At 63.4% G+C, this 18364-nt stretch carries 23 protein-coding genes; 9 read left to right on the top strand and 14 right to left on the bottom strand.

Features of this window, described 5'->3' with window-relative positions:
- Nucleotides 1–4: 4 nt before the first annotated feature.
- Nucleotides 5–991, bottom strand: a complete 987-nt coding sequence (locus ACRSCF_RS02340) for a YheT family hydrolase (protein ID WP_034368193.1) — start codon at nucleotides 989–991, stop codon at nucleotides 5–7.
- A gap of 145 nt (nucleotides 992–1136) precedes the next feature.
- On the opposite strand from ACRSCF_RS02340, the gene ACRSCF_RS02335 reads away from it, so the two are divergent.
- The 4 genes from ACRSCF_RS02335 (at nucleotide 1137) to ACRSCF_RS02320 (ending at nucleotide 3547) form a co-directional block, all read left to right on the top strand.
- Nucleotides 1137–1724 carry a LemA family protein gene (locus tag ACRSCF_RS02335; protein ID WP_016448491.1) on the top strand — a complete coding sequence of 196 codons (588 nt, stop codon included), beginning with the start codon at nucleotides 1137–1139 and terminating at the stop codon, nucleotides 1722–1724.
- A 33-nt stretch (nucleotides 1725–1757) separates the two neighbouring features.
- Nucleotides 1758–2642, top strand: coding sequence for a TPM domain-containing protein (locus ACRSCF_RS02330; protein WP_034368203.1), 885 nt, complete (start codon nucleotides 1758–1760; stop codon nucleotides 2640–2642).
- A 1-nt stretch (nucleotide 2643) separates the two neighbouring features.
- Entirely contained in the window at nucleotides 2644–3186 is a 543-nt protein-coding gene (locus tag ACRSCF_RS02325) for a TPM domain-containing protein (RefSeq protein WP_016448493.1), read from the top strand.
- 100 nt (nucleotides 3187–3286) lie between these two features.
- Complete coding sequence (locus ACRSCF_RS02320) at nucleotides 3287–3547, top strand: hypothetical protein (protein WP_016448494.1); 261 nt, start codon at nucleotides 3287–3289, stop codon at nucleotides 3545–3547.
- A gap of 65 nt (nucleotides 3548–3612) precedes the next feature.
- Here ACRSCF_RS02320 and ACRSCF_RS02315 read toward each other — a convergent pair whose 3' ends face one another.
- From ACRSCF_RS02315 to ACRSCF_RS02275, 9 genes are all read right to left on the bottom strand, one after another.
- On the bottom strand, nucleotides 3613–4029 hold the full coding sequence (locus ACRSCF_RS02315; RefSeq protein WP_012202358.1) for a F0F1 ATP synthase subunit epsilon: 417 nt from the start codon (nucleotides 4027–4029) through the stop codon (nucleotides 3613–3615).
- Between the two features lie 160 nt (nucleotides 4030–4189).
- On the bottom strand, nucleotides 4190–5599 hold the full coding sequence (atpD, locus tag ACRSCF_RS02310; RefSeq protein WP_012202357.1) for a F0F1 ATP synthase subunit beta: 1410 nt from the start codon (nucleotides 5597–5599) through the stop codon (nucleotides 4190–4192).
- 34 nt (nucleotides 5600–5633) lie between these two features.
- Nucleotides 5634–6506, bottom strand: a complete 873-nt coding sequence (gene atpG / locus ACRSCF_RS02305) for a F0F1 ATP synthase subunit gamma (RefSeq protein ID WP_012202356.1) — start codon at nucleotides 6504–6506, stop codon at nucleotides 5634–5636.
- A gap of 18 nt (nucleotides 6507–6524) precedes the next feature.
- Complete coding sequence (gene atpA, locus ACRSCF_RS02300) at nucleotides 6525–8078, bottom strand: F0F1 ATP synthase subunit alpha (protein ID WP_016448495.1); 1554 nt, start codon at nucleotides 8076–8078, stop codon at nucleotides 6525–6527.
- Nucleotides 8079–8126: 48 nt separating this feature from the next.
- Nucleotides 8127–8666 carry a F0F1 ATP synthase subunit delta gene (locus ACRSCF_RS02295; protein ID WP_012202354.1) on the bottom strand — a complete coding sequence of 180 codons (540 nt, stop codon included), beginning with the start codon at nucleotides 8664–8666 and terminating at the stop codon, nucleotides 8127–8129.
- A 12-nt stretch (nucleotides 8667–8678) separates the two neighbouring features.
- Entirely contained in the window at nucleotides 8679–9149 is a 471-nt protein-coding gene (locus ACRSCF_RS02290) for a F0F1 ATP synthase subunit B (protein ID WP_016448496.1), read from the bottom strand.
- A 35-nt stretch (nucleotides 9150–9184) separates the two neighbouring features.
- Complete coding sequence (gene atpE, locus ACRSCF_RS02285; protein ID WP_011803767.1) at nucleotides 9185–9433, bottom strand: F0F1 ATP synthase subunit C; 249 nt, start codon at nucleotides 9431–9433, stop codon at nucleotides 9185–9187.
- Between the two features lie 51 nt (nucleotides 9434–9484).
- Nucleotides 9485–10348 carry a F0F1 ATP synthase subunit A gene (atpB, locus tag ACRSCF_RS02280; protein ID WP_016448497.1) on the bottom strand — a complete coding sequence of 288 codons (864 nt, stop codon included), beginning with the start codon at nucleotides 10346–10348 and terminating at the stop codon, nucleotides 9485–9487.
- Between the two features lie 21 nt (nucleotides 10349–10369).
- Nucleotides 10370–10852, bottom strand: coding sequence for an ATP synthase subunit I (locus ACRSCF_RS02275; RefSeq protein WP_034368190.1), 483 nt, complete (start codon nucleotides 10850–10852; stop codon nucleotides 10370–10372).
- A gap of 286 nt (nucleotides 10853–11138) precedes the next feature.
- Here ACRSCF_RS02275 and ACRSCF_RS02270 point away from each other — a divergent pair, with 286 nt between their 5' ends.
- The 5 genes from ACRSCF_RS02270 to ACRSCF_RS02250 all read left to right on the top strand — a co-directional run bounded on the left by ACRSCF_RS02270 (nucleotide 11139) and on the right by ACRSCF_RS02250 (nucleotide 14684).
- Nucleotides 11139–11456: a YbeD family protein gene (locus ACRSCF_RS02270; protein ID WP_016448499.1), complete on the top strand. Its 318-nt coding sequence runs from the start codon at nucleotides 11139–11141 to the stop codon at nucleotides 11454–11456.
- Nucleotides 11453–12178: a lipoyl(octanoyl) transferase LipB gene (lipB, locus tag ACRSCF_RS02265; protein WP_016453561.1), complete on the top strand. Its 726-nt coding sequence runs from the start codon at nucleotides 11453–11455 to the stop codon at nucleotides 12176–12178. The genes ACRSCF_RS02270 and lipB overlap by 4 nt, the downstream gene beginning before the upstream one ends.
- Before the next feature lie 10 nt (nucleotides 12179–12188).
- On the top strand, nucleotides 12189–13169 hold the full coding sequence (lipA, locus tag ACRSCF_RS02260) for a lipoyl synthase (RefSeq protein ID WP_013800257.1): 981 nt from the start codon (nucleotides 12189–12191) through the stop codon (nucleotides 13167–13169).
- 317 nt (nucleotides 13170–13486) lie between these two features.
- Nucleotides 13487–14197 (top strand): hypothetical protein, encoded by a 711-nt coding sequence (locus tag ACRSCF_RS02255; protein ID WP_034368188.1) that lies wholly within the window; start codon nucleotides 13487–13489, stop codon nucleotides 14195–14197.
- A gap of 16 nt (nucleotides 14198–14213) precedes the next feature.
- Complete coding sequence (locus ACRSCF_RS02250) at nucleotides 14214–14684, top strand: hypothetical protein (protein ID WP_154833248.1); 471 nt, start codon at nucleotides 14214–14216, stop codon at nucleotides 14682–14684.
- A 311-nt stretch (nucleotides 14685–14995) separates the two neighbouring features.
- Here the strand turns inward: ACRSCF_RS02250 and ptsP are convergent, their stop codons facing one another.
- From ptsP to ACRSCF_RS02230, 4 genes are all read right to left on the bottom strand, one after another.
- Nucleotides 14996–16771, bottom strand: coding sequence for a phosphoenolpyruvate--protein phosphotransferase (gene ptsP, locus ACRSCF_RS02245; protein WP_034368186.1), 1776 nt, complete (start codon nucleotides 16769–16771; stop codon nucleotides 14996–14998).
- 117 nt (nucleotides 16772–16888) lie between these two features.
- A complete protein-coding gene (locus ACRSCF_RS02240; protein ID WP_016448505.1) occupies nucleotides 16889–17158 on the bottom strand; it encodes an HPr family phosphocarrier protein in 270 nt (89 codons plus the stop codon).
- The gene (locus tag ACRSCF_RS02235) at nucleotides 17127–17588 is read right to left on the bottom strand and encodes a PTS sugar transporter subunit IIA (RefSeq protein ID WP_026061990.1); all 462 of its coding nucleotides are present in this window, start codon (nucleotides 17586–17588) and stop codon (nucleotides 17127–17129) included. Before ACRSCF_RS02235 ends, ACRSCF_RS02240 begins: the two co-directional genes overlap by 32 nt.
- Before the next feature lie 118 nt (nucleotides 17589–17706).
- The gene (locus tag ACRSCF_RS02230; RefSeq protein ID WP_016453565.1) at nucleotides 17707–18276 is read right to left on the bottom strand and encodes a hypothetical protein; all 570 of its coding nucleotides are present in this window, start codon (nucleotides 18274–18276) and stop codon (nucleotides 17707–17709) included.
- Between the last annotated feature and the right edge of the window lie 88 nt (nucleotides 18277–18364).

Genomic DNA, 18364 nt, shown 5'->3' with positions numbered 1-18364 from the left:
GCATTCATCCTTTTTCGCTGTGCGCCAGCCACTGCGTGACGGCCTGCGGCATGGCCAGTACATGTCCCGGCCAACGCCCCTGTGCAAAACCCACATGACCGCCGTGCGGCGGATGCCACAGCGTAACCCGCGGGCCGACTTCGCCTGGCGCCGGCAGGCTGTACGAAGGGACAAAGGGATCGTCCAGCGCATTGAGCAGCAGTGCAGGCACGGCAATGCTGCCCAGCAGCGGTTTGGCCGCCGCCCGATGCCAATAGTCCTGCGCATCACGAAAGCCGTGGACCGGCGCCGTGAACGCATCGTCAAACTCTCTCAGATCACGCGCACGCAGCACGGCATCACGATCGAAGAGACCGGGAAACTGCGCCCACTTGAGCAGCGCCTTGGGCACCAGGGTGCGCAGGAACATGCGCGTGTAGATCCAGCGGTTCAGCCCTTTCCCCAGCGCCGTTCCCCCGGCGGCCAGGTCCAGCGGCGCACTCACCGCCGCCAGGGCCTGCACCACCTCGGCAGCCTTGTCCGCCTGCACGCCCGCCCAGCGTGCCAGCGCATTGCCGCCCAGGGAGACACCGACCGCATGCAGCGGGCGAGAAGACCGCTCGCGCAGGCGGCGCAGTATCCAGTCCACCTCCTGCACATCGCCCGAGTGATAGGCGCGCGGCGCCCGGTTGACCTCGCCGCTGCAGCCGCGAAAGTGCGGCATGGCCATGTGCCAGCCACGCTGTTCGGCCACACAGGCCATGGCCTGGGCATAGTGGCTGTTCGCCGAGCCTTCAAGGCCATGGAAAAGCACCAGCCATGGCGCATCGGCAGGCAGGGTGGGAGCACTGCCGAAGGCGACATCGATGAAGTCGCCATCCGGGGTATCCCAGCGCTCCCACCGCCACCGGGGTGCCGCATGGCCGGCCGGCCGACGGTGCGCGAACAGCGCCGGCCAGATGGTCTGTGCGTGGCCACCGGGCAGCCAGCGCGCCGCGTTGAATTGATGCATAGAGCCCGTTTGCAGTCCTTGTCCCAGTCGCTGCGAATGGCCTTTGCCCTACAGGGCAGCGGGCCGGGTGCGCAGCACAATCGCCAGCGATGCGCAGCATCGTGCACGATACTGTCTTCCATTGTCGCTTTCAGGTTGTCATCTCATGAAACGTCTAATCGCCACACTTGCCACCGTTCTGGTACTGACCGGCTGCGGCTACAACGATTTCCAGCGCCTTGACGAACAGACCAAGTCGGCCTGGAGCGAGGTGCTCAACCAGTACCAGCGCCGTGCCGACCTGGTGCCCAACATCGTGGCCTCGGTCAAGGGCGAGGCCAATTTCGAGCAGGAGACCCTGACCAAGGTGGTGGAGGCGCGCGCCAAGGCCACCTCCATCCAGGCCACGCCCGAGCTGGTCAACAACCCCGAGGCTTTCAACAAGTTCCAGCAGGCGCAGGGTGAGCTGTCCAGTGCGCTGTCCCGGCTGATGGTGGTGGCCGAGCGCTACCCCCAGTTGCAGGCCAATCAGGGCTTCCGTGACCTGCGCGTCACGCTGGAGGGCACGGAGAACCGCATCACCGTGGCGCGCAACCAGTACATCCAGGCCGTGCAGTCCTACAACGTGCTGGCGCGCAGCTTTCCGACCAATCTGACAGCCAAGGTCTTCAGCTATGAGCCCAAGCCCACCTTCAGCGTGCAGAACGAGGCCGAAATCTCTCGCCCGCCCACGGTGGACTTCGGCAACAAGTAAACCGTGACCACATCCCTGGCGCCGCTCTGGCGCATGCTTTGCGCCCTGCTCCTGGCAGCGTTGTTGCTGCCAGGCAGCGCGCTGGCGCAGGCTCCGCAACCCGTCCCCCCGCTGACGGCCCGGCTCATCGACCAGACGGGCACGCTGTCGCCCGACGAGGCACGGGCCATTGAAGACAGGCTGCGCAGCATTGAACAGAAGTCGGGCTCGCAGGTCGTTGTGCTGATGGTGGCCACCACGGCGCCCGAGGACATCGCCGCCTATGCCTGGCGCGTGGCCAGCGACTGGAAGATAGGCCGCCGCGACGTGGGCGACGGGCTGTTGATGGTGATTGCCAAGAACGACAGGCGCATGCGGCTGGAAGTGGCCCGCGCGCTGGAAGGCGCCATCCCCGACCTGGCGGCCGCTCGCATCATCGACCAGCAGATGACACCGCGCTTTCGCCAGGGCGACTATGCAGGCGGCATTGCCGCTGCGCTGGACCAAGTGGCGGCACGCATTGCGGGCGAGCAGCTGCCGGCCCCCTCCCCCAATGCCCCTTCCTCCAAAAGCCCGGACCGTGGCTTCGACATGGAAGACCTGATGCTGTTCTTCTTTTTCGGTGTGGTCATCGCGGGCCCCATTCTGCGCTCGATGCTGGGCCGGCCCCTGGCCTCGGTGCTGGCAGGCACAGGCGCCGGCATTGCCGCCTATGTGGTGACCGCCAGTCTGCTGGTGGCAGGCGGAGCGGGCATCGTCGCTTTGCTGTTCACCTTGCTGGGCAGCGGCCGCTCCGGCAGGGGTGCCGGTGGATGGGGCGGAGGGGGTGGCTACGGCGGTGGTTTTGGCGGAGGCGGCGGACGAAGCAGTGGCGGCGGAGGCTTCAGCTCCGGGGGAGGCGGCAGTTTTGGGGGCGGCGGCGCCTCGGGGAGTTGGTGAGATGGCGGCTGCAATCACAGGCTTTGTTCAGCGTCTGGTCCGGCTGCTGCGCCACCATTGGGCCGAAGGGCAGCTGCGGCGTGCGCTCCCACCCGAGACCCTGGCGGAGCTGGAGCGCCTGATCACCATGAGCGAGCAGCGCCATACAGGACAGATCCGTATCTGCGTCGAGCCCGGCCTGCCGCCCAGCTACATCTGGCGCGATGCCACGCCGCGCGAGCGCGCCATCACGCTGTTCGGCAAGCTGCGCGTCTGGGATACCGAGCACAACAACGGCGCCCTGATCTATCTGCTGCTGGCCGACCACGCCATCGAGATCGTCGCCGACCGCGCCCTGGCGCGCACCCTGCCTGCGCAGCAGTGGCAGACGCTGATCAGTGACATGCAGGCCGCTTTCCAGGGCGGCCACTATGCCATGGGCATGACGGCGGCGCTCGAGCGCGTGAGCCTGCTGCTGGAAACCAACTTCCCGCGCGACCCGTTGCAGCCTGTGCACGAAGGTGGCGACAATCTTCCCGATACCGTCGTGATACAGCGGCACTGAGGCAAAACGACCCTCAGACCGAGCGCCCCCCTTCATCGAGCTATCGCGGGCACGGAGGCTGTGATAGCGTCACGCCATTTCATCAAGGAGCATCCACACCATGAAGAACACCCTGGCCCGCCTGGGCCTGCTGGCCGCCGTGCTGGCCCTGAGCGCCTGCGCAAGCCCCGTCCTCGATGACTCGCAAGAGTACGACTATGTGCTCAGCTGCAAGCTGCGCGAGGACGACCCCAAGCGATGCGAGCAGCAGATCCGCGCGCTGTGCCCCGTGCCAGCCAAGGCCGTGACGCACAAGTCGCGCACGGTCGACCCCAAGGACAACGCAGTGACCTACGTCTACCAGGCCCGCTGCGGCGACTGAGATGCCTTCGCACCATGAAAAAAGCCGCCCGAGGGCGGCTTTTTTGCGGCTGGTCCCGGGAGGGCTCAGCGCTTTTGGCGGAACTTGCGCAGGGCCGCGATCTGGGCGGCCATGACGGCCAGCTCGGACTGGGCACGCGCCAGATCGACTTCGCTCTTGGCGTTCTTCAGCGCTTCCTCGGCTTCGAGCTTGGCCTTCTCGGCCTTCTCGGCGTCCAGGTCGGCACCGCGGATGGCGGTGTCGGACAGCACGGTCACGCAGTTGGGCTGCACTTCCAGGATGCCGCCGGCCACGAAGACGAATTCTTCGCTGCCGTCAGCCATCTCGATACGCACCGAGCCGGGCTTGATGCGCGTGATCAGCGGAGTGTGGCGGGGAAAAATGCCCAGTTCGCCGGATTCACCGGGCAGGGCGACAAAGCGCGCTTCACCGGAGAAGATGGACTCTTCGGCACTGACCACATCAACGTGGATGGTGTTCATCTTTGCTCCTCAGAAAAGGTAGGACTGGAACTTGGAACCGGCAGGGCCCAGATCGGGGACACCGAGCAAGGGCCGCCCCTCGGCGAGGGTGTCGTCCCCCTCCCCCGCAAAGCGGGTAGAGAGGGGGAGGCGACGCAGTCGCTCAGGGGGTGCCGCAGGCTCAAGCCGCCAGCTTCTTGGCCTTCTCGAAGGCTTCGTCGATGGTGCCAACCATGTAGAAGGCCTGCTCGGGCAGGTGATCGCACTCGCCGGCGCAGATCATCTTGAAACCACGGATGGTTTCAGCCAGCGACACGTACTTGCCGGGAGCGCCAGTAAACACTTCGGCCACGTGGAAAGGCTGCGACAGGAAACGCTGAATCTTGCGGGCGCGGGCCACGGTCAGCTTGTCTTCGGGAGCCAGCTCGTCCATGCCCAGAATGGCGATGATGTCGCGCAGTTCCTTGTAGCGCTGCAGCGTGCCCTGCACTTCGCGGGCCACCTTGTAGTGCTCTTCACCCACGACCTGGGGGTCCAGCTGGCGGCTGGTGGAGTCCAGCGGGTCGACAGCGGGGTAGATACCCAGCGAAGCGATGTCACGCGACAGCACCACGGTGGAGTCCAAGTGGGCGAACGTCGTGGCAGGCGAGGGGTCGGTCAAGTCATCGGCAGGCACGTAAACGGCCTGGATGGAAGTGATCGAACCGACCTTGGTCGAGGTGATGCGCTCTTGCAGGCGGCCCATTTCCTCGGCCAGCGTGGGCTGGTAGCCCACGGCGGAAGGCATGCGGCCCAGCAGAGCGGACACTTCGGTACCGGCCAGCGTGTAGCGGTAGATGTTGTCCACGAAGAACAGCACGTCCTTGCCTTCGTCACGGAAGGCTTCGGCCATGGTCAGGCCGGTCAGCGCCACGCGCAGACGGTTGCCCGGGGGTTCGTTCATCTGGCCGTAGACCATGGCGACCTTGGAGTCGTTCAGCGACTCCTGGTTGACCACGCCGGCGTCCGACATTTCGTGATAGAAGTCATTGCCTTCACGGGTACGTTCACCCACACCGGCAAACACCGACAGACCACCGTGGCCCTTGGCGATGTTGTTGATGAGTTCCATCATGTTCACGGTCTTGCCCACGCCGGCGCCACCGAACAGACCCACCTTGCCGCCCTTGGCGAAGGGAGAGATCAGGTCGATCACCTTGATGCCGGTTTCCAGCAGTTCCTGCGAAGGCGACAGCTCGTCATAAGCCGGTGCCTTGCGGTGGATGGGGGCCGTCAGGGCCTGATCCACGGGACCGCGTTCGTCGATGGGGTTGCCCAGCACGTCCATGATGCGACCCAGCGTCGCCTTGCCCACGGGCACGGTGATGGGGTTGCCGGTGTTGGACACCATCAGGCCACGACGCAGACCGTCGGACGAGCCCAGGGCGATGGTACGCACAACGCCGTCACCCAGCAGTTGCTGCACTTCCAGCGTCAGGGCCGAGCCGTCGAGCTTCAGGGCATCGAACACCTTGGGCATTGCGTTGCGGGGGAACTCGACGTCCACCACAGCGCCAATACATTGAACAATCTTGCCTTGCACTTGAGCCATTTTTTGCTCCAATTAGTTTGTCTGTTAAAGCCGTTTACACCGCAGCGGCGCCAGCCACGATTTCCGACAGTTCGGTCGTGATGGCTGCCTGACGCGTCTTGTTGTAGACGAGCTTCAACTCGCTGATGACGTTGCCGGCGTTGTCGGTCGCGGCCTTCATGGCCACCATGCGCGCCGATTGCTCGGACGCCATGTTTTCTGCAACCGCTTGGTAGACCAGGGACTCTGCGTAACGCACGAGCAGCTCGTCGATCACGGACTGCGCATCGGGTTCGTAGATGTAGTCCCAGCTATGGCCAGACGTCTTCTCGGCCTGCATGCTCTCGGACGACAGGGGCAGCAACTGCTCCACCACCGATTCCTGCTTCATGGTGTTGATGAACTTGGTGTAGCTCAGGTACACCGCGCTCAGCTTGCCCGCTGCGTACGCATCGAGCAGCACCTTCACAGGGCCGATCAGCTTTTCCAGATGGGGCGTATCGCCCAGACCCGTCGCGTGCGAAACCACCTTGGCGCCGACACGGTTCAGAAAGCCCAGACCCTTGTTGCCAATGGCCACCGCTTCTGCCGACACGCCTTGATCCTGCAGCTCCCGCAGCTTGGCCGTGACAGCACGCAACACGTTGGTGTTCATGCCGCCGCACAACCCCTTGTCCGTCGTCACAACGATGACGCCGGCAGTCTTGGCATCACCGTTCACTTGCATGAACGGGTGCACGTACTCGGGGTTGGCTTGGCCAAGATGGACTGCAATGTTGCGGATCTTTTCGCTGTACGGGCGTGCAGCCAGCATCCGTTCCTGCGCCTTGCGCATCTTGGATGCGGCCACCATTTCCATGGCTTTGGTGATCTTCTTGGTGTTTTCCACCGATTTGATCTTGCCGCGAATTTCCTTACCTGCTGCCATGATGGCTCCTCGTCCGGTTTAAGCGAACGACTTCTTGAACGCAACGATGGCGGCGTTCAATTCGGCTTCGGAATCCTTGTCCATGGCCTTGGAAGCGTTCAGCTTGTCGATCAGGGCGCCGTGGCTGGTCTTCAGGAACTGGTGCAGACCAGACTCGAAAGCCAGCACTTGCTTGACCTGGATATCGTCCATGTAGCCCTTGTTCACTGCGAACAGCGAAGCGCCCATCAGGGCGGTGGACAGGGGGCTGTACTGGGCCTGCTTGAGCAGTTCGGTCACGCGGGCACCGCGGTCGAGCTGCTTGCGGGTGGCTTCGTCCAGGTCGGAGGCGAACTGCGCGAAGGCAGCCAGCTCACGGTATTGCGCCAGGTCGGTACGGATACCGCCGGACTGGCCCTTGACCAGCTTGGTCTGTGCAGCACCACCGACGCGCGACACCGAGATACCGGCGTTGATGGCGGGGCGGATACCGGCGTTGAACAGGCTGGTTTCCAGGAAGATCTGGCCGTCCGTGATCGAGATCACGTTGGTGGGCACGAAGGCCGACACGTCACCCGCCTGGGTTTCGATGATGGGCAGAGCCGTCAGCGAACCCGTCTTGCCCTTGACTTCACCCTTGGTGAAGGCTTCGACATAGTCGGCATTCACGCGGGCTGCGCGCTCGAGCAGGCGGCTGTGGAGATAGAACACGTCGCCGGGGAAGGCTTCGCGGCCCGGGGGACGGCGCAGCAGCAGCGAAACCTGGCGGTAGGCCACGGCCTGCTTGGACAGGTCGTCATAGACGATCAGCGCGTCTTCGCCGCGGTCGCGGAAGTACTCGCCCATCGTGCAGCCCGAGTAGGCCGACACGTACTGCATGGCAGCGGATTCGGAAGCGGTGGCAGCCACGACGATGGTGTATTCCATCGCGCCGGCCTGTTCCAGGGCACGCACCACGTTCTTGATCGAGGAAGCCTTCTGGCCGATCGCAACGTAGATGCAGGTAACGCCCTGACCCTTCTGGTTGATGATGGCGTCGATGGCCACGGCGGTCTTGCCGGTCTGGCGGTCGCCGATGATCAGTTCGCGCTGGCCACGGCCGACGGGCACCATCGAGTCGATGGACTTGATGCCGGTCTGCAGGGGCTGGTCCACGGACTGGCGTGCGATCACGCCGGGAGCGACCTTCTCGATCACGTCCGTCATCTTGGCGTTGATCGGGCCCTTGCCGTCGATGGGCTGACCCAGGGCGTTGACCACGCGGCCGATGAGTTCGGGGCCGACGGGCACTTCCAGAATGCGGCCCGTGCACTTGACGGTGTCGCCTTCGGAGATGTGCTCGTACTCGCCCAGAATCACGGCGCCGACGGAGTCGCGCTCGAGGTTCAGCGCCAGGCCGAAGGAGGGCTGGCCGTCCTTGCCTGCGGGGAATTCCAGCATTTCGCCTTGCATCACGTCCGACAGGCCGTGCACGCGCACGATACCGTCGGTCACCGAAACCACGGTGCCTTCGTTACGGATGTCGCTGCTGCCAGCCAGACCCTCGATGCGGCTCTTGATCAGTTCAGAAATTTCTGCGGGATTGAGTTGCATGACTCTTTCCTTCTTTAGCTTTGGTTAGCCGAGACCTCAGTCGCGTTGTTACGCAATGAGGGCCGCTTTCATTTGTTCCAGGCGGGCCTTGACGGAGGTGTCAAGAACTTCATCACCCACCACGACGCGGATGCCACCGATCAGGGACTGATCTTGCTGCACCGACAGGTTCAGCTTTCGGCCGAAACGCTTCTCCAGCGAAGTCCCGAGTGCGGCCAGTGCGGCAGCATCTATGGGGAATGCGCTTTGAACCACGGCGTCGGACGAGCCACCGGCGCGGTTCACGAGGCTGCGAAACTGGGCCGCCACTTCTGGCAGGGCTTGCAGTCGGCCGTTTTCAATGATGACGCGCAGAAAGTTGCGTGCGGCATCGGGCAATGCCGAGCCGGCCACGCCGCTGATGACGTCGAACAGTTGTTCGTCGGTCACCTTGGGGTCGTCGGCCAGCTGGCGCAATTGCGGATTGGCGGCAATCGCCGCCAATTCCTCCGCCCAGGCAACAGTGCCGGACAGGTCAGCACCCTGCTGGGTGCTGGCCTTGAACAGGGCATCTGCGTAAGGACGGGCAATGGTGGCGAGTTCTGCCATGTTTGCTCTTCCTTACAGCTCGGTCTTCAGGCGGTTCAGCAGGTCGGCATGGACGCCGGCATCCACTTCCTTGCGCAGGATCTGCTCGGCGCCCTTGACGGCCAGCGCAGCCACTTGCTCGCGCAGGGCTTCACGGGCCTGGATTGTCTGCTGCTCGGCCTCGGCGCGGGCAGCAGCAACAATCTTGTTGCCTTCTTCGGAGGCACGGGCCTTGGCTTCTTCGATGATGGCCTGGGCACGGCGTTCGGCGTCCGCAAGCCGCGATGCCGTTTCGTTGCGCGTCTGGGCCAGTTCCTGCTCGACGCGCTTGTTGGCAGCGGCCAGGTCGGTCTTGGCCTTGTCGGCAGCAGCGAGGCCATCGGCGATTTTCAGAGCTCGTTCATCCAGCGCCTTCGCGATCGGGGGCCACACGAACTTCATCGTGAACAGCACCAGGATCAGGAAAACGATGGCCTGGACGAACAGGGTCGCGTTGATACTCACGGCAACACCTTTCTATCTAGGGCGTTGATCGGAGCTTAGGCCAGGACGAAGGGGTTGGCGAAAGCGAACAGCAGAGCGATGGCCACACCGATCAGGAAGGCAGCGTCGATCAGACCGGCCAAGATGAACATCTTGGTTTGCAGTTCGTTGATCAGCTCAGGCTGACGTGCCGACGATTCCAGGAACTTGCCACCCATCAGGGCGATACCGATCGAAGCGCCGATAGCGCCCAGACCAACGATCAGACCACAAGCCAGAGCGACGAGACCGAGAATGTTTTCCATGATGACTCCTGAGATTAAAGAAAGAGAAAGGTTGAGAGGGAAAGGAAATGGTCAGTGGGCTTCATGCGCCTGGCCGAGATAGATCAGCGTCAGCATCATGAAAATGAAGGCCTGCAGGGTGATGATCAGAATGTGGAAGATCGCCCAGATAGAGCCTGCAATGATGTGCCCCAAGGGGAGCAACACACCGGAAAGCGACATGGCAGCCGCACCGCCCATCAGAGCGATCAGACAGAACACCAACTCACCAGCGTACATGTTGCCGAACAGTCGCATGCCATGCGAAACCGTCTTGGCGACATATTCAATGATTTGCATGGCCAGGTTCACGACACCCAGGATCAGTGCAAACACGGGATTCTTGCTGGTGCCGAACGGGGCAGTCACCAGTTCGTGGGCCCAGCCGCCCATGCCCTTGATCTTGATGCTGTAGAAGAAGCACAGGATCAGCACGGCCGAGGACAGGCCCAGCGTGGTCGAGAGGTCAGCCGTGGGAACGACGCGCAGGTAGGCGTGCGAGTCACCCTGGAAGCCCTGCCACAGCACCGGCAGCAGGTCCACCGGCAGCATATCCATGGCGTTCATCATGAAGATCCACACGAACACGGTCAGTGCAAGGGGAGCGATGAACTTGCGGCTTTGCGCGTTGTGGATGTTGGCCTTGGCCTGGTTGTCCACCATCTCGACCAGCAACTCTACAGCCGCCTGGAAGCGCCCCGGAACGCCCGATGTGGCCTTGCGCGCGGCAAGCCACAGCACGAACAGGCTCAGCACGCCCAGCGTGGCGCTGACGACGATCGAGTCCAGGTTGATGACCGAAAAGTCGATGATCGACTTTTGCTTGATGTTCTGGAGGTGCTGCAGGTGGTGAACGATGTATTCACTTGCAGTAGGTGCGTGCGCGTCTGCGGCCATCGGTCAACTTCTCTTCAAATATCAATCGGTTTTTCGGACACTGGATCGCACTATCAGCGCGACCCAATACGTTTTCATGACGACTACCAAGCCCGCCAGCAGCGCCAGCCAACTCAGCCCCGGGACCAGCTTGGGTGCAGCCGCCAGCATGGCAATGCACAGCACCAGCTTCACCAGTTCCCAGCCAAAAATTCCCACCATGGCGGCTGCAGCGCCGCCCGGCCTCTTTCGTACGACGGCACGCGCAAACAGCGCTGCCGGCAACACCACCGACAAGGCACCGTAGGCAGCCGACCATCCGACCTCGGCGCGCCCCGTCACCAGCCATGCGACCAGTGCCACCAGCACGCCCACCGCCGCCTGGACCACCACGAAACGCCACACAGACATCTGCGGGTTTCGCGTGCGCCACTCCCGAGCCTCCTCGGAGGTCAGGGGCTTGAAGTCGGAATCCTCGCCCTCAAGTTCCCTGTTAGCGTCTGTGTCGGCGGCGTAGTTTTTCATTGAATTCTCTAAGGCCGCAGACCAGACAAGACTTTTTCACAAAGCCTCTGATTATAAGTAAAAACCCCTGCCGAACGATAGGGGTTGTTACGGGCATGCCCAAAACGGAGGCGGCGACCGGGCTGTGTGGCAGCCGGCCAACAGCGCCAGCCTCGCGCCGCAGGCCACTTGTTTGTTGTGTGTGGAGTTCTCGTGGCGGACGACGCGGCAGCCCCGGGCTGCGACATGGCCGCGAACGATAGCGCACAATCGCCTCCAACGCCAAGCGATTAACCTTGATTCACCTATGACCGACGCCTCCACCCCTACCCCCACCCCAGCCACCGAGCCGGGCGCGGACCCGCGCAAGGATTCGCTGATCGAGTACCCGTCGCAGTTCCCCATCAAGGTCATGGGCGTCAAGGCCGAGCATCTGGTGCACGAGATCACCCAGATCGCCCAACGCTTCGATCCTGCCTTTGACGCCAGCACCATTGAATTGCGCCCCAGCAGCAGCGGCAAATACCTGGGCGTCACCGTCACGGTGACGGCGACCAGCCGCGAACAACTCGACGATCTGTACCGCGCCTTCACCTCGCATCCGCTGGTGAAAGTGGTGCTGTGAGCACCCTTGACGCGCAGCAGTCGCAGTCATTGGACCTGCGCCTGCTGGGCCGCACGGACTACGAGGCCACGGTGCAGGCCATGCAGGCCTTCACCAGCCAACGCGATGCCGGCACGCGCGACGAGCTGTGGATATGCGAGCACTCCGCACATTTCACACAAGGCCTCGCCGGCAAAAGTGACCACTTGCTGAGCCCTGGCGACATTCCCGTGGTGGCCACCAACCGCGGCGGACAGGTCACCTACCACGGCCCGGGCCAGGTGGTCGCCTATCCCTTGCTGGACCTGCAGCGCCTGGGCTACTTCGTCAAGGAATACGTGTTCCGCATCGAGGATGCGGTCATCCGCACGCTGGAGCATTTCGGCATCACCGGCCACCGCGTGGAAGGCGCCCCCGGCATCTACGTGCGCCTCGACGACCCTCGCAGCCATGCCATGCTGCCCCAGCGCCCGCAACTGCGCGCGCCCGGCTCGCCCGCGCCCCAACCCGATTTTTCGGGGCTGGGCAAGATTGCAGCCCTGGGCATCAAGGTCAGCCGGCATTGCACCTATCACGGCGTTGCATTGAACGCCGCCATGGACCTGGAACCCTACGGCCGGATCAACCCTTGCGGCTACGCAGGGCTGCAAACGGTGGACCTTTCTACAATCGGCGTTCAGACAACCTGGGACGAAGCCGCGCGCGTGCTGGGACGACAGTTGCAGCGCCGCCTAGCCCCCTGAATCCAGAACCATGACCACCAACACCGTCGTGCGCGAAGCGCAGTCACAAGCCGAGTACAACCCGCTGGCCAAGCAGAAGGCGGCAGCGAAGCTTTCGCGCATCCCGATCAAGGTCGAGCATGGCGAGGCCCTCAAGAAGCCCGAGTGGATTCGCGTCAAGGCGGGCAGCCCCACCACGCGCTTCTACGAGATCAAGGACATCCTGCGCGCCAACAAGCTGCACACGGTCTGCGAGGAAGCCTCCTGCCCCAACATCGGCGAGTGCTTTGGCAAGGGCACGGCCACCTTCATGATCATGGGAGACAAGTGCACGCGCCGCTGCCCGTTCTGCGATGTGGGCCACGGCCGCCCCGACCCGCTGGACACCAACGAACCGCTCAACCTCGCCAAGACGATTGCCGAGCTGCGCCTGAAATACGTGGTCATCACCAGCGTGGATCGCGACGACCTGCGCGATGGCGGCTCGGGCCACTTCGTCGAGTGCATCAAGAACATCCGCGAGCTCTCGCCGCTGACCCAGATCGAGATCCTGGTGCCCGACTTCCGTGGCCGCGACGACCGTGCGCTGGAAATCCTCAAGGCCGCGCCTCCCGATGTGATGAACCACAATCTGGAGACCGCACCGCGCCTGTACAAGGAAGCGCGTCCCGGCTCGGACTACCAGTTCTCGCTGAACCTGCTCAAGAAGTTCAAGGCCTTGCACCCCAAGGTTCCGACCAAGAGCGGCATCATGGTCGGCCTGGGCGAGACCGATGAGGAAATCCTGCAGGTCATGCGCGACATGCGTGCGCATGACATCGACATGCTGACCATCGGCCAATACCTGGCACCCAGCAACAGCCACCTGCCGGTGCGTCGCTACGTGCACCCCGACACCTTCAAGATGTTCGAGGAAGAGGCGTACAAGATGGGCTTCACGCATGCAGCCGTGGGCGCCATGGTGCGCTCGAGCTACCACGCGGACCAGCAGGCACACGCCGCCGGCGTCTGAGCCGGCGATGGCCGCCTGCCTGCAGGGCGGCCTTCTTCACGCACTTCGGGGATGGCCTTTGCAGGCCATCCCCTTTCTCATGTCTGGAGGCATGGTATTCAGGCGCCGGTTTTGACCTGAATACACATTCAGCAACAAACAATCGATGCCATGTGTCACCGGCATCTCGGTTGATGAATTTCCCGATCTCTTTATGATGCCGATTTTCCGAATGCTTTCTGCATTCAAAAAAATCCGAACGACCCAGGAATGCGGCTCAACGACATGAAATCCAGGATTTCGGGCGTTCGGGCGCCGATCCATTGACAAAGGGATAAATGCATATGGCCAATGACGAGCAAAAGGACCGTGCAGCATTCGATGCCGCCATACAGGCACTGAAAGCAGAGGTTGCCAATGCCGGGGTGCATCTCTCGCTGGACTCATCTGCACGCCTGGCCTATGCCAGACAGATTCAGGCCATGGCCAACGAGCTTCAGTTGCAGGCCACGAGCGGCCGCATCACCTGGGGACAGGCTGCACAACAGGCCCAGGAGGCCCGCAATGTCATCATGGAGATCATCCGAGGCCGCAGCACCCCCGTGGGCAGAGCCATGGCGCAACGCATCAAGAGCGAGGGCAAGACGCTCAATGAGCTGATTGCCCGCAAGGCCCAGCAATTGCACGGCCCCAACGTGCGGTTCGATCGCCTCACGGCGGCCCAGCAAAACGCCGTGTATGGCGAAATCGTCAAATCCGCCGGCAAGTCCAATGCCGCCATCACCCAGAGAATGCGCACGCTCTCCCGGGCAGGACGCGGCCTCCTGGTCTTCTCCATTGCGGTATCGGTCTACACCATCGCCAACGCAGACAACAAGGTGGAGGCCGCCGGCAAGGAATTGGCCGTCACAGGTGCCGGGATCGGTGGAGGCATGGCAGGTGGTGCCCTGGCCGGGCTGGCCTGCGGGCCCGGGGCACCTGCCTGCGTGGTGGTCGGCGCATTTGTCGGCGGGGCACTGGCTGCCATAGGCGTCGAATTCCTCTGGTGACACTTCAGGACAACAGATGCGCATCCTCTCCGACCGGCAGTTGTCACTGCAGCCCGCCGCATCCCATCCTGCAGGGCAGGTACCGCAAAGCCGCCTGGTGCTCAACGGGAATGCAACGCCCTTTCTGGTGGACGGCACCATTCTCGAGGCAGCCTTTCAATGGAACGACCTCTACCTTCTGTTCACCACCGATGACACGCCCATGGAGGAGATGCTGCGGATCACGCTGCTCGACGAGAATTTGCAGGCACTCGACAAGGCCGTGATAGGCAGCATGTATTCCACGGGCAGCTTCTCGTTGCTGCCATCGGACGAACGATCGCTGGTGCGATTTCGATTCATGGGAAATACGGACTGGAGTGTCGAAATCCTGCAGGAACCTGGATTCCGGCTGCCATTTCTTGGCGATCCGCGCGCCGTCACGCGCCCCCTGGGGTTTTCGCGGCGCTTTGTCGTACGAGGCCATCCTGAGCCGGAAAACAACTGATGCCGACGCAGTTGAAGGCAATAAAAAAGCAGGGCCAACGTGCATGCCCTGCTTGAATTGAATGCAATCGTGCTTTCCCGTTCCACGTAGAAAAAAAGCCTGGCTAACCGGCAGACCGCTGGCTGGCAAACCGACTTGCTGCAGGCTGAACAGGCCTGGCGAGTCGCCCCACGATGAAACTGAAAAAGCTTGCAGCTCGAATTCCCCACCAGAGAGCTTCTTGCTGCATTGGAGCGGATCATAACATCGAATGAGAATCAATCGCAACTGAAGTTGTGATTTTTTTGCCTCGCGCCTTCACTTGACCGAAGTCATGGGCTCAGCAGCGCTGCCGGGCTGTCCGAACGAAGGACTTCCTGCGCCCAGGCGGCCAGCTTGCGTGTGTCGGCACGCAAGATTTCCTGCTTGACGACCAGGATCTGCGCCGGATGCATGGAAAAGCTGCGCAGGCCCAGGCCCAGCAGCAGGCGCGTCATGGCCACATCGCCGGCGGTCTCCCCGCAGACACAGACGCTCTTGCCTTGCGCCCTTCCTTCGGCGATCACATCCGCCACCAGCTTGAGCACGGCGGGATGCAGGGGATCGTAGAGATGGGCCACGGTCTCGTCGGCGCGGTCGATGGCCAGCGTGTACTGGATCAGGTCGTTGGTGCCGATGGACAGGAAGTCGAAATAGCGCAGGAAGGTGCGCACGATCAGCGCTGCCGCAGGCACCTCGATCATGGCGCCCAGCTTGACCGGGCCGTGCGCCACGCCGCGCGCGTCAAGCTCGCTTTGCGCCAACCTCACCTGGGCCAGGGTCTGCTCGATCTCGCTTTGGTGGGCCAGCATGGGGAACAGCAGATGGATCTGCCCATGCGCGGCAGCACGCAGGATGGCGCGCAGCTGGGTGCGGAACATGGCCGGATCGGCCAGGCTCCAGCGGATGGCGCGCAGACCCAGCGCGGGGTTCAGGTAGTAGTCCTTGGGCTGGGCCTTGTCCAGCGGCTTGTCGGCGCCCACGTCCAGCGTGCGAATGGTCACGGGCATGCCCTGCATTCCATCCACGGCTTCGCGGTAGGCCCGGTATTGCTCTTCCTCGCCGGGCAGGTTGCCGCCACGCCCCATGAACAGGAATTCCGTGCGGAACAGCCCCACGCCCACCGCGCCCGCATGCACGGCCGCAGGCCCGTCGCCGGGCTGCTCGATGTTGGCCAGCAGCTCGATACGCTCTCCGTCCAGCGTCAGCGCAGGCGTGTGGCGCAGGCGCGAGAGGCGCTCGCGCTCGAGCTCGTTCTGGCGCTGGCGAAAGCCATATTCGGCCAGGATGATGGGTGAGGGATCGACGATGACGACCCCTGCATTGCCGTCGATGATGATCCAGTCGTCCTGGCGGATCAGTTGCCCCGCAGCCCGGGCGCCGACCACGGCAGGAATGTCCATGCTGCGCGCCACGATGGCCGTGTGCGAAGTGCGGCCACCCACGGCCGTGATGAAGCCGGCAAACAATCGGCTCTTGAACTGCAGCATGTCCACTGGCGACAGGTCCTGCGCCACCAGAACCAGCGGCGCCTCGGTGGCGCCATCGAGCAGCAGCGGCTGCTGCGGCGTGCCCTCCCCCGTTGCCTCGACTGCCAACAGCTCGGCCGGTGCGGGCACGGGGCTGGCCATGCCCTTCATATGGCGCAGGATGCGCTCGACCACCTGCTCGAGGTCCGCCTTGCGCTCGCGCAGGTATTCGTCCTCCATCTCGTCGAACTGGCGCGAGACGACCTCCAGCTGCGTGGTCAGCGCCCATTCGGCGTTGTAGAGGCGATCGGATATCCAGTGCTTGATGGCGGCGGCCAGGGCCTCGTCCTGCAAAAGCAGCAGGTGGACGTCGAGCAAGGCATCGAGCTCGCCCGGCGCATCCTTGGGCATTTCATCCTGCAGGCGGCGCAGCTCGTCGATGACGGCATTGCGCGCACTGCGGGCACGGTCGATTTCCGCGTCCACCTGGTCGGGCCGGATGAAGTAGTGCACCACCTCCATGCGGCTGGAGGCCACCACCACCGCACGCCCTATGGCGATACCCCGTGACACGGCCAGTCCGTGGATTGCAAACGTCATTGCGCCTGTCCTTTGCCTGCTGCTGCGCAGGCCCCGGACCGTCGCAATGCGGCATCGTCCAGTTCCAGCGCGTGTTGCTCTGTTGCGCTCACCGCCTGCCAGCGCCGCAAAGGCACATTACTGGCCTTCGCCAAACTTGTCGTTGATCAGGGCGGTCAGCGCATCCATGGCTTCCTGCTCCTGTGCTCCGTCGGTCTCCAGCAGCACCTCGGAGCCCATGCCGGCAGCCAGCATCATCACGCCCATGATGCTCTTGGCATTGATGCGCCGCTCGCCCTTGCTCATCCAGACTTCGCAGGGAAAGCTGCCTGCAAGCTTGGTGAGCTTGGCGGAGGCGCGGGCGTGCAGGCCCAGTTTATTGCTGATGGTGATAGGGGTCTTGATCATTGGATGGTCGCGGACTCTGGTTCTGAGGCGTGTTCACGCCCACCTGCATCACCCCATGGCTGCCTCCCGCCAAGGCACGCTCGGCCACGGCTTCCAGCGCCTCGTGGCGATAGCCTATGGAGCGCAGCAGCATGGGCAAGTTCACTCCGGCCACCAGCCGCCCGGCAGGCAGTTGCGCCACAAGGCGCTGCGCCACGTTGCAGGGCGTCGCACCAAAGAGGTCGGTCAGCACCAGCGTGGGCAGCCCCAGCAGGCCGCCATGGTCTTCAAGCAACTGCTCGGCGCGCATCAGGGTGGCCTCGGGCGGCTCCTGAGCGGGCACATCCAGGGCAAGGACGTCCTCGGCACTGTCGGCGAACACATGCAGGGCGCATTCGCGCAGTGCCTGGGCCAAAGGTGCGTGGGTGAACAAAAGGATGCGCGTGGTCATGAAGTCACAGGGTTCGGAGTCGATTATGGCGTGCGAAGGCGCATGCAGGGCAAACGGCGCGCCTGCGCTGCGCTCCATGCCACAGTTGCCTCCCGCATCCGTGGCTCCAAACCTGTTGCTACTGCAGTTGCAGGCTGGCGAAGAAGTTGTTGGCCTCGTCTGTGCGCGGCTTGTCGCTGTAGATCACGGCATGGTAGAGGCGCGCGCCCGCCGGCTCCATTCGTGCAAACCACACGCCATGGGCCGTGAGCTTCCAGCCCTGGGGACCCACGCCTTCAAACGTGGTGCGCAGCGACTGCGGCAGATTCAAGGCGCCTGCAGGCACGAAGGAGCCATCTTCCTTGGAGCGCAATTGCTTGGCGCCGGCCGGCGCCTGTCCCGGCGCACCCGGATTCATCTGACCGAGCACGGCCGCCTGCCAGTACGACAGCATCTCGGCGGCCCTGGAGGGCTCGCTGACCAGGAAGTGGGAAACCGCGTAGGTGGACGCATCGGCGTCGCATCCCATCATGGACATCTGCACCGTGCCCATGCCCTGGCCCAGTTCCACCGGCCGGGTGGCCGATTGCGGATCGCAAGGCAAAAGCACACGCAGTGGCGTGCCCTCGACCGCAACCTGCCGCCAATCCAGCCGGGGACTGCATGCGGCCAAGGGCGTCAACACCAGCACAGCGGCAGCAAGCCGCATGGCAGGAGCGCGGAGCCTTGCCATGGGGATCAAAAAGCTTTCCATCAATGTCATGCCGGCATTATCGACACGGCCCGCTTGACCGAGA

The organism is Delftia sp. 11MD (assembly GCF_050907895.1).
Lineage (GTDB): Bacteria > Pseudomonadota > Gammaproteobacteria > Burkholderiales > Burkholderiaceae_C > Comamonas > Comamonas tsuruhatensis.
The sequence above is the reverse complement of the archived record's forward strand: the minus strand, read 5'-3'. Positions and strand labels throughout refer to the sequence as shown.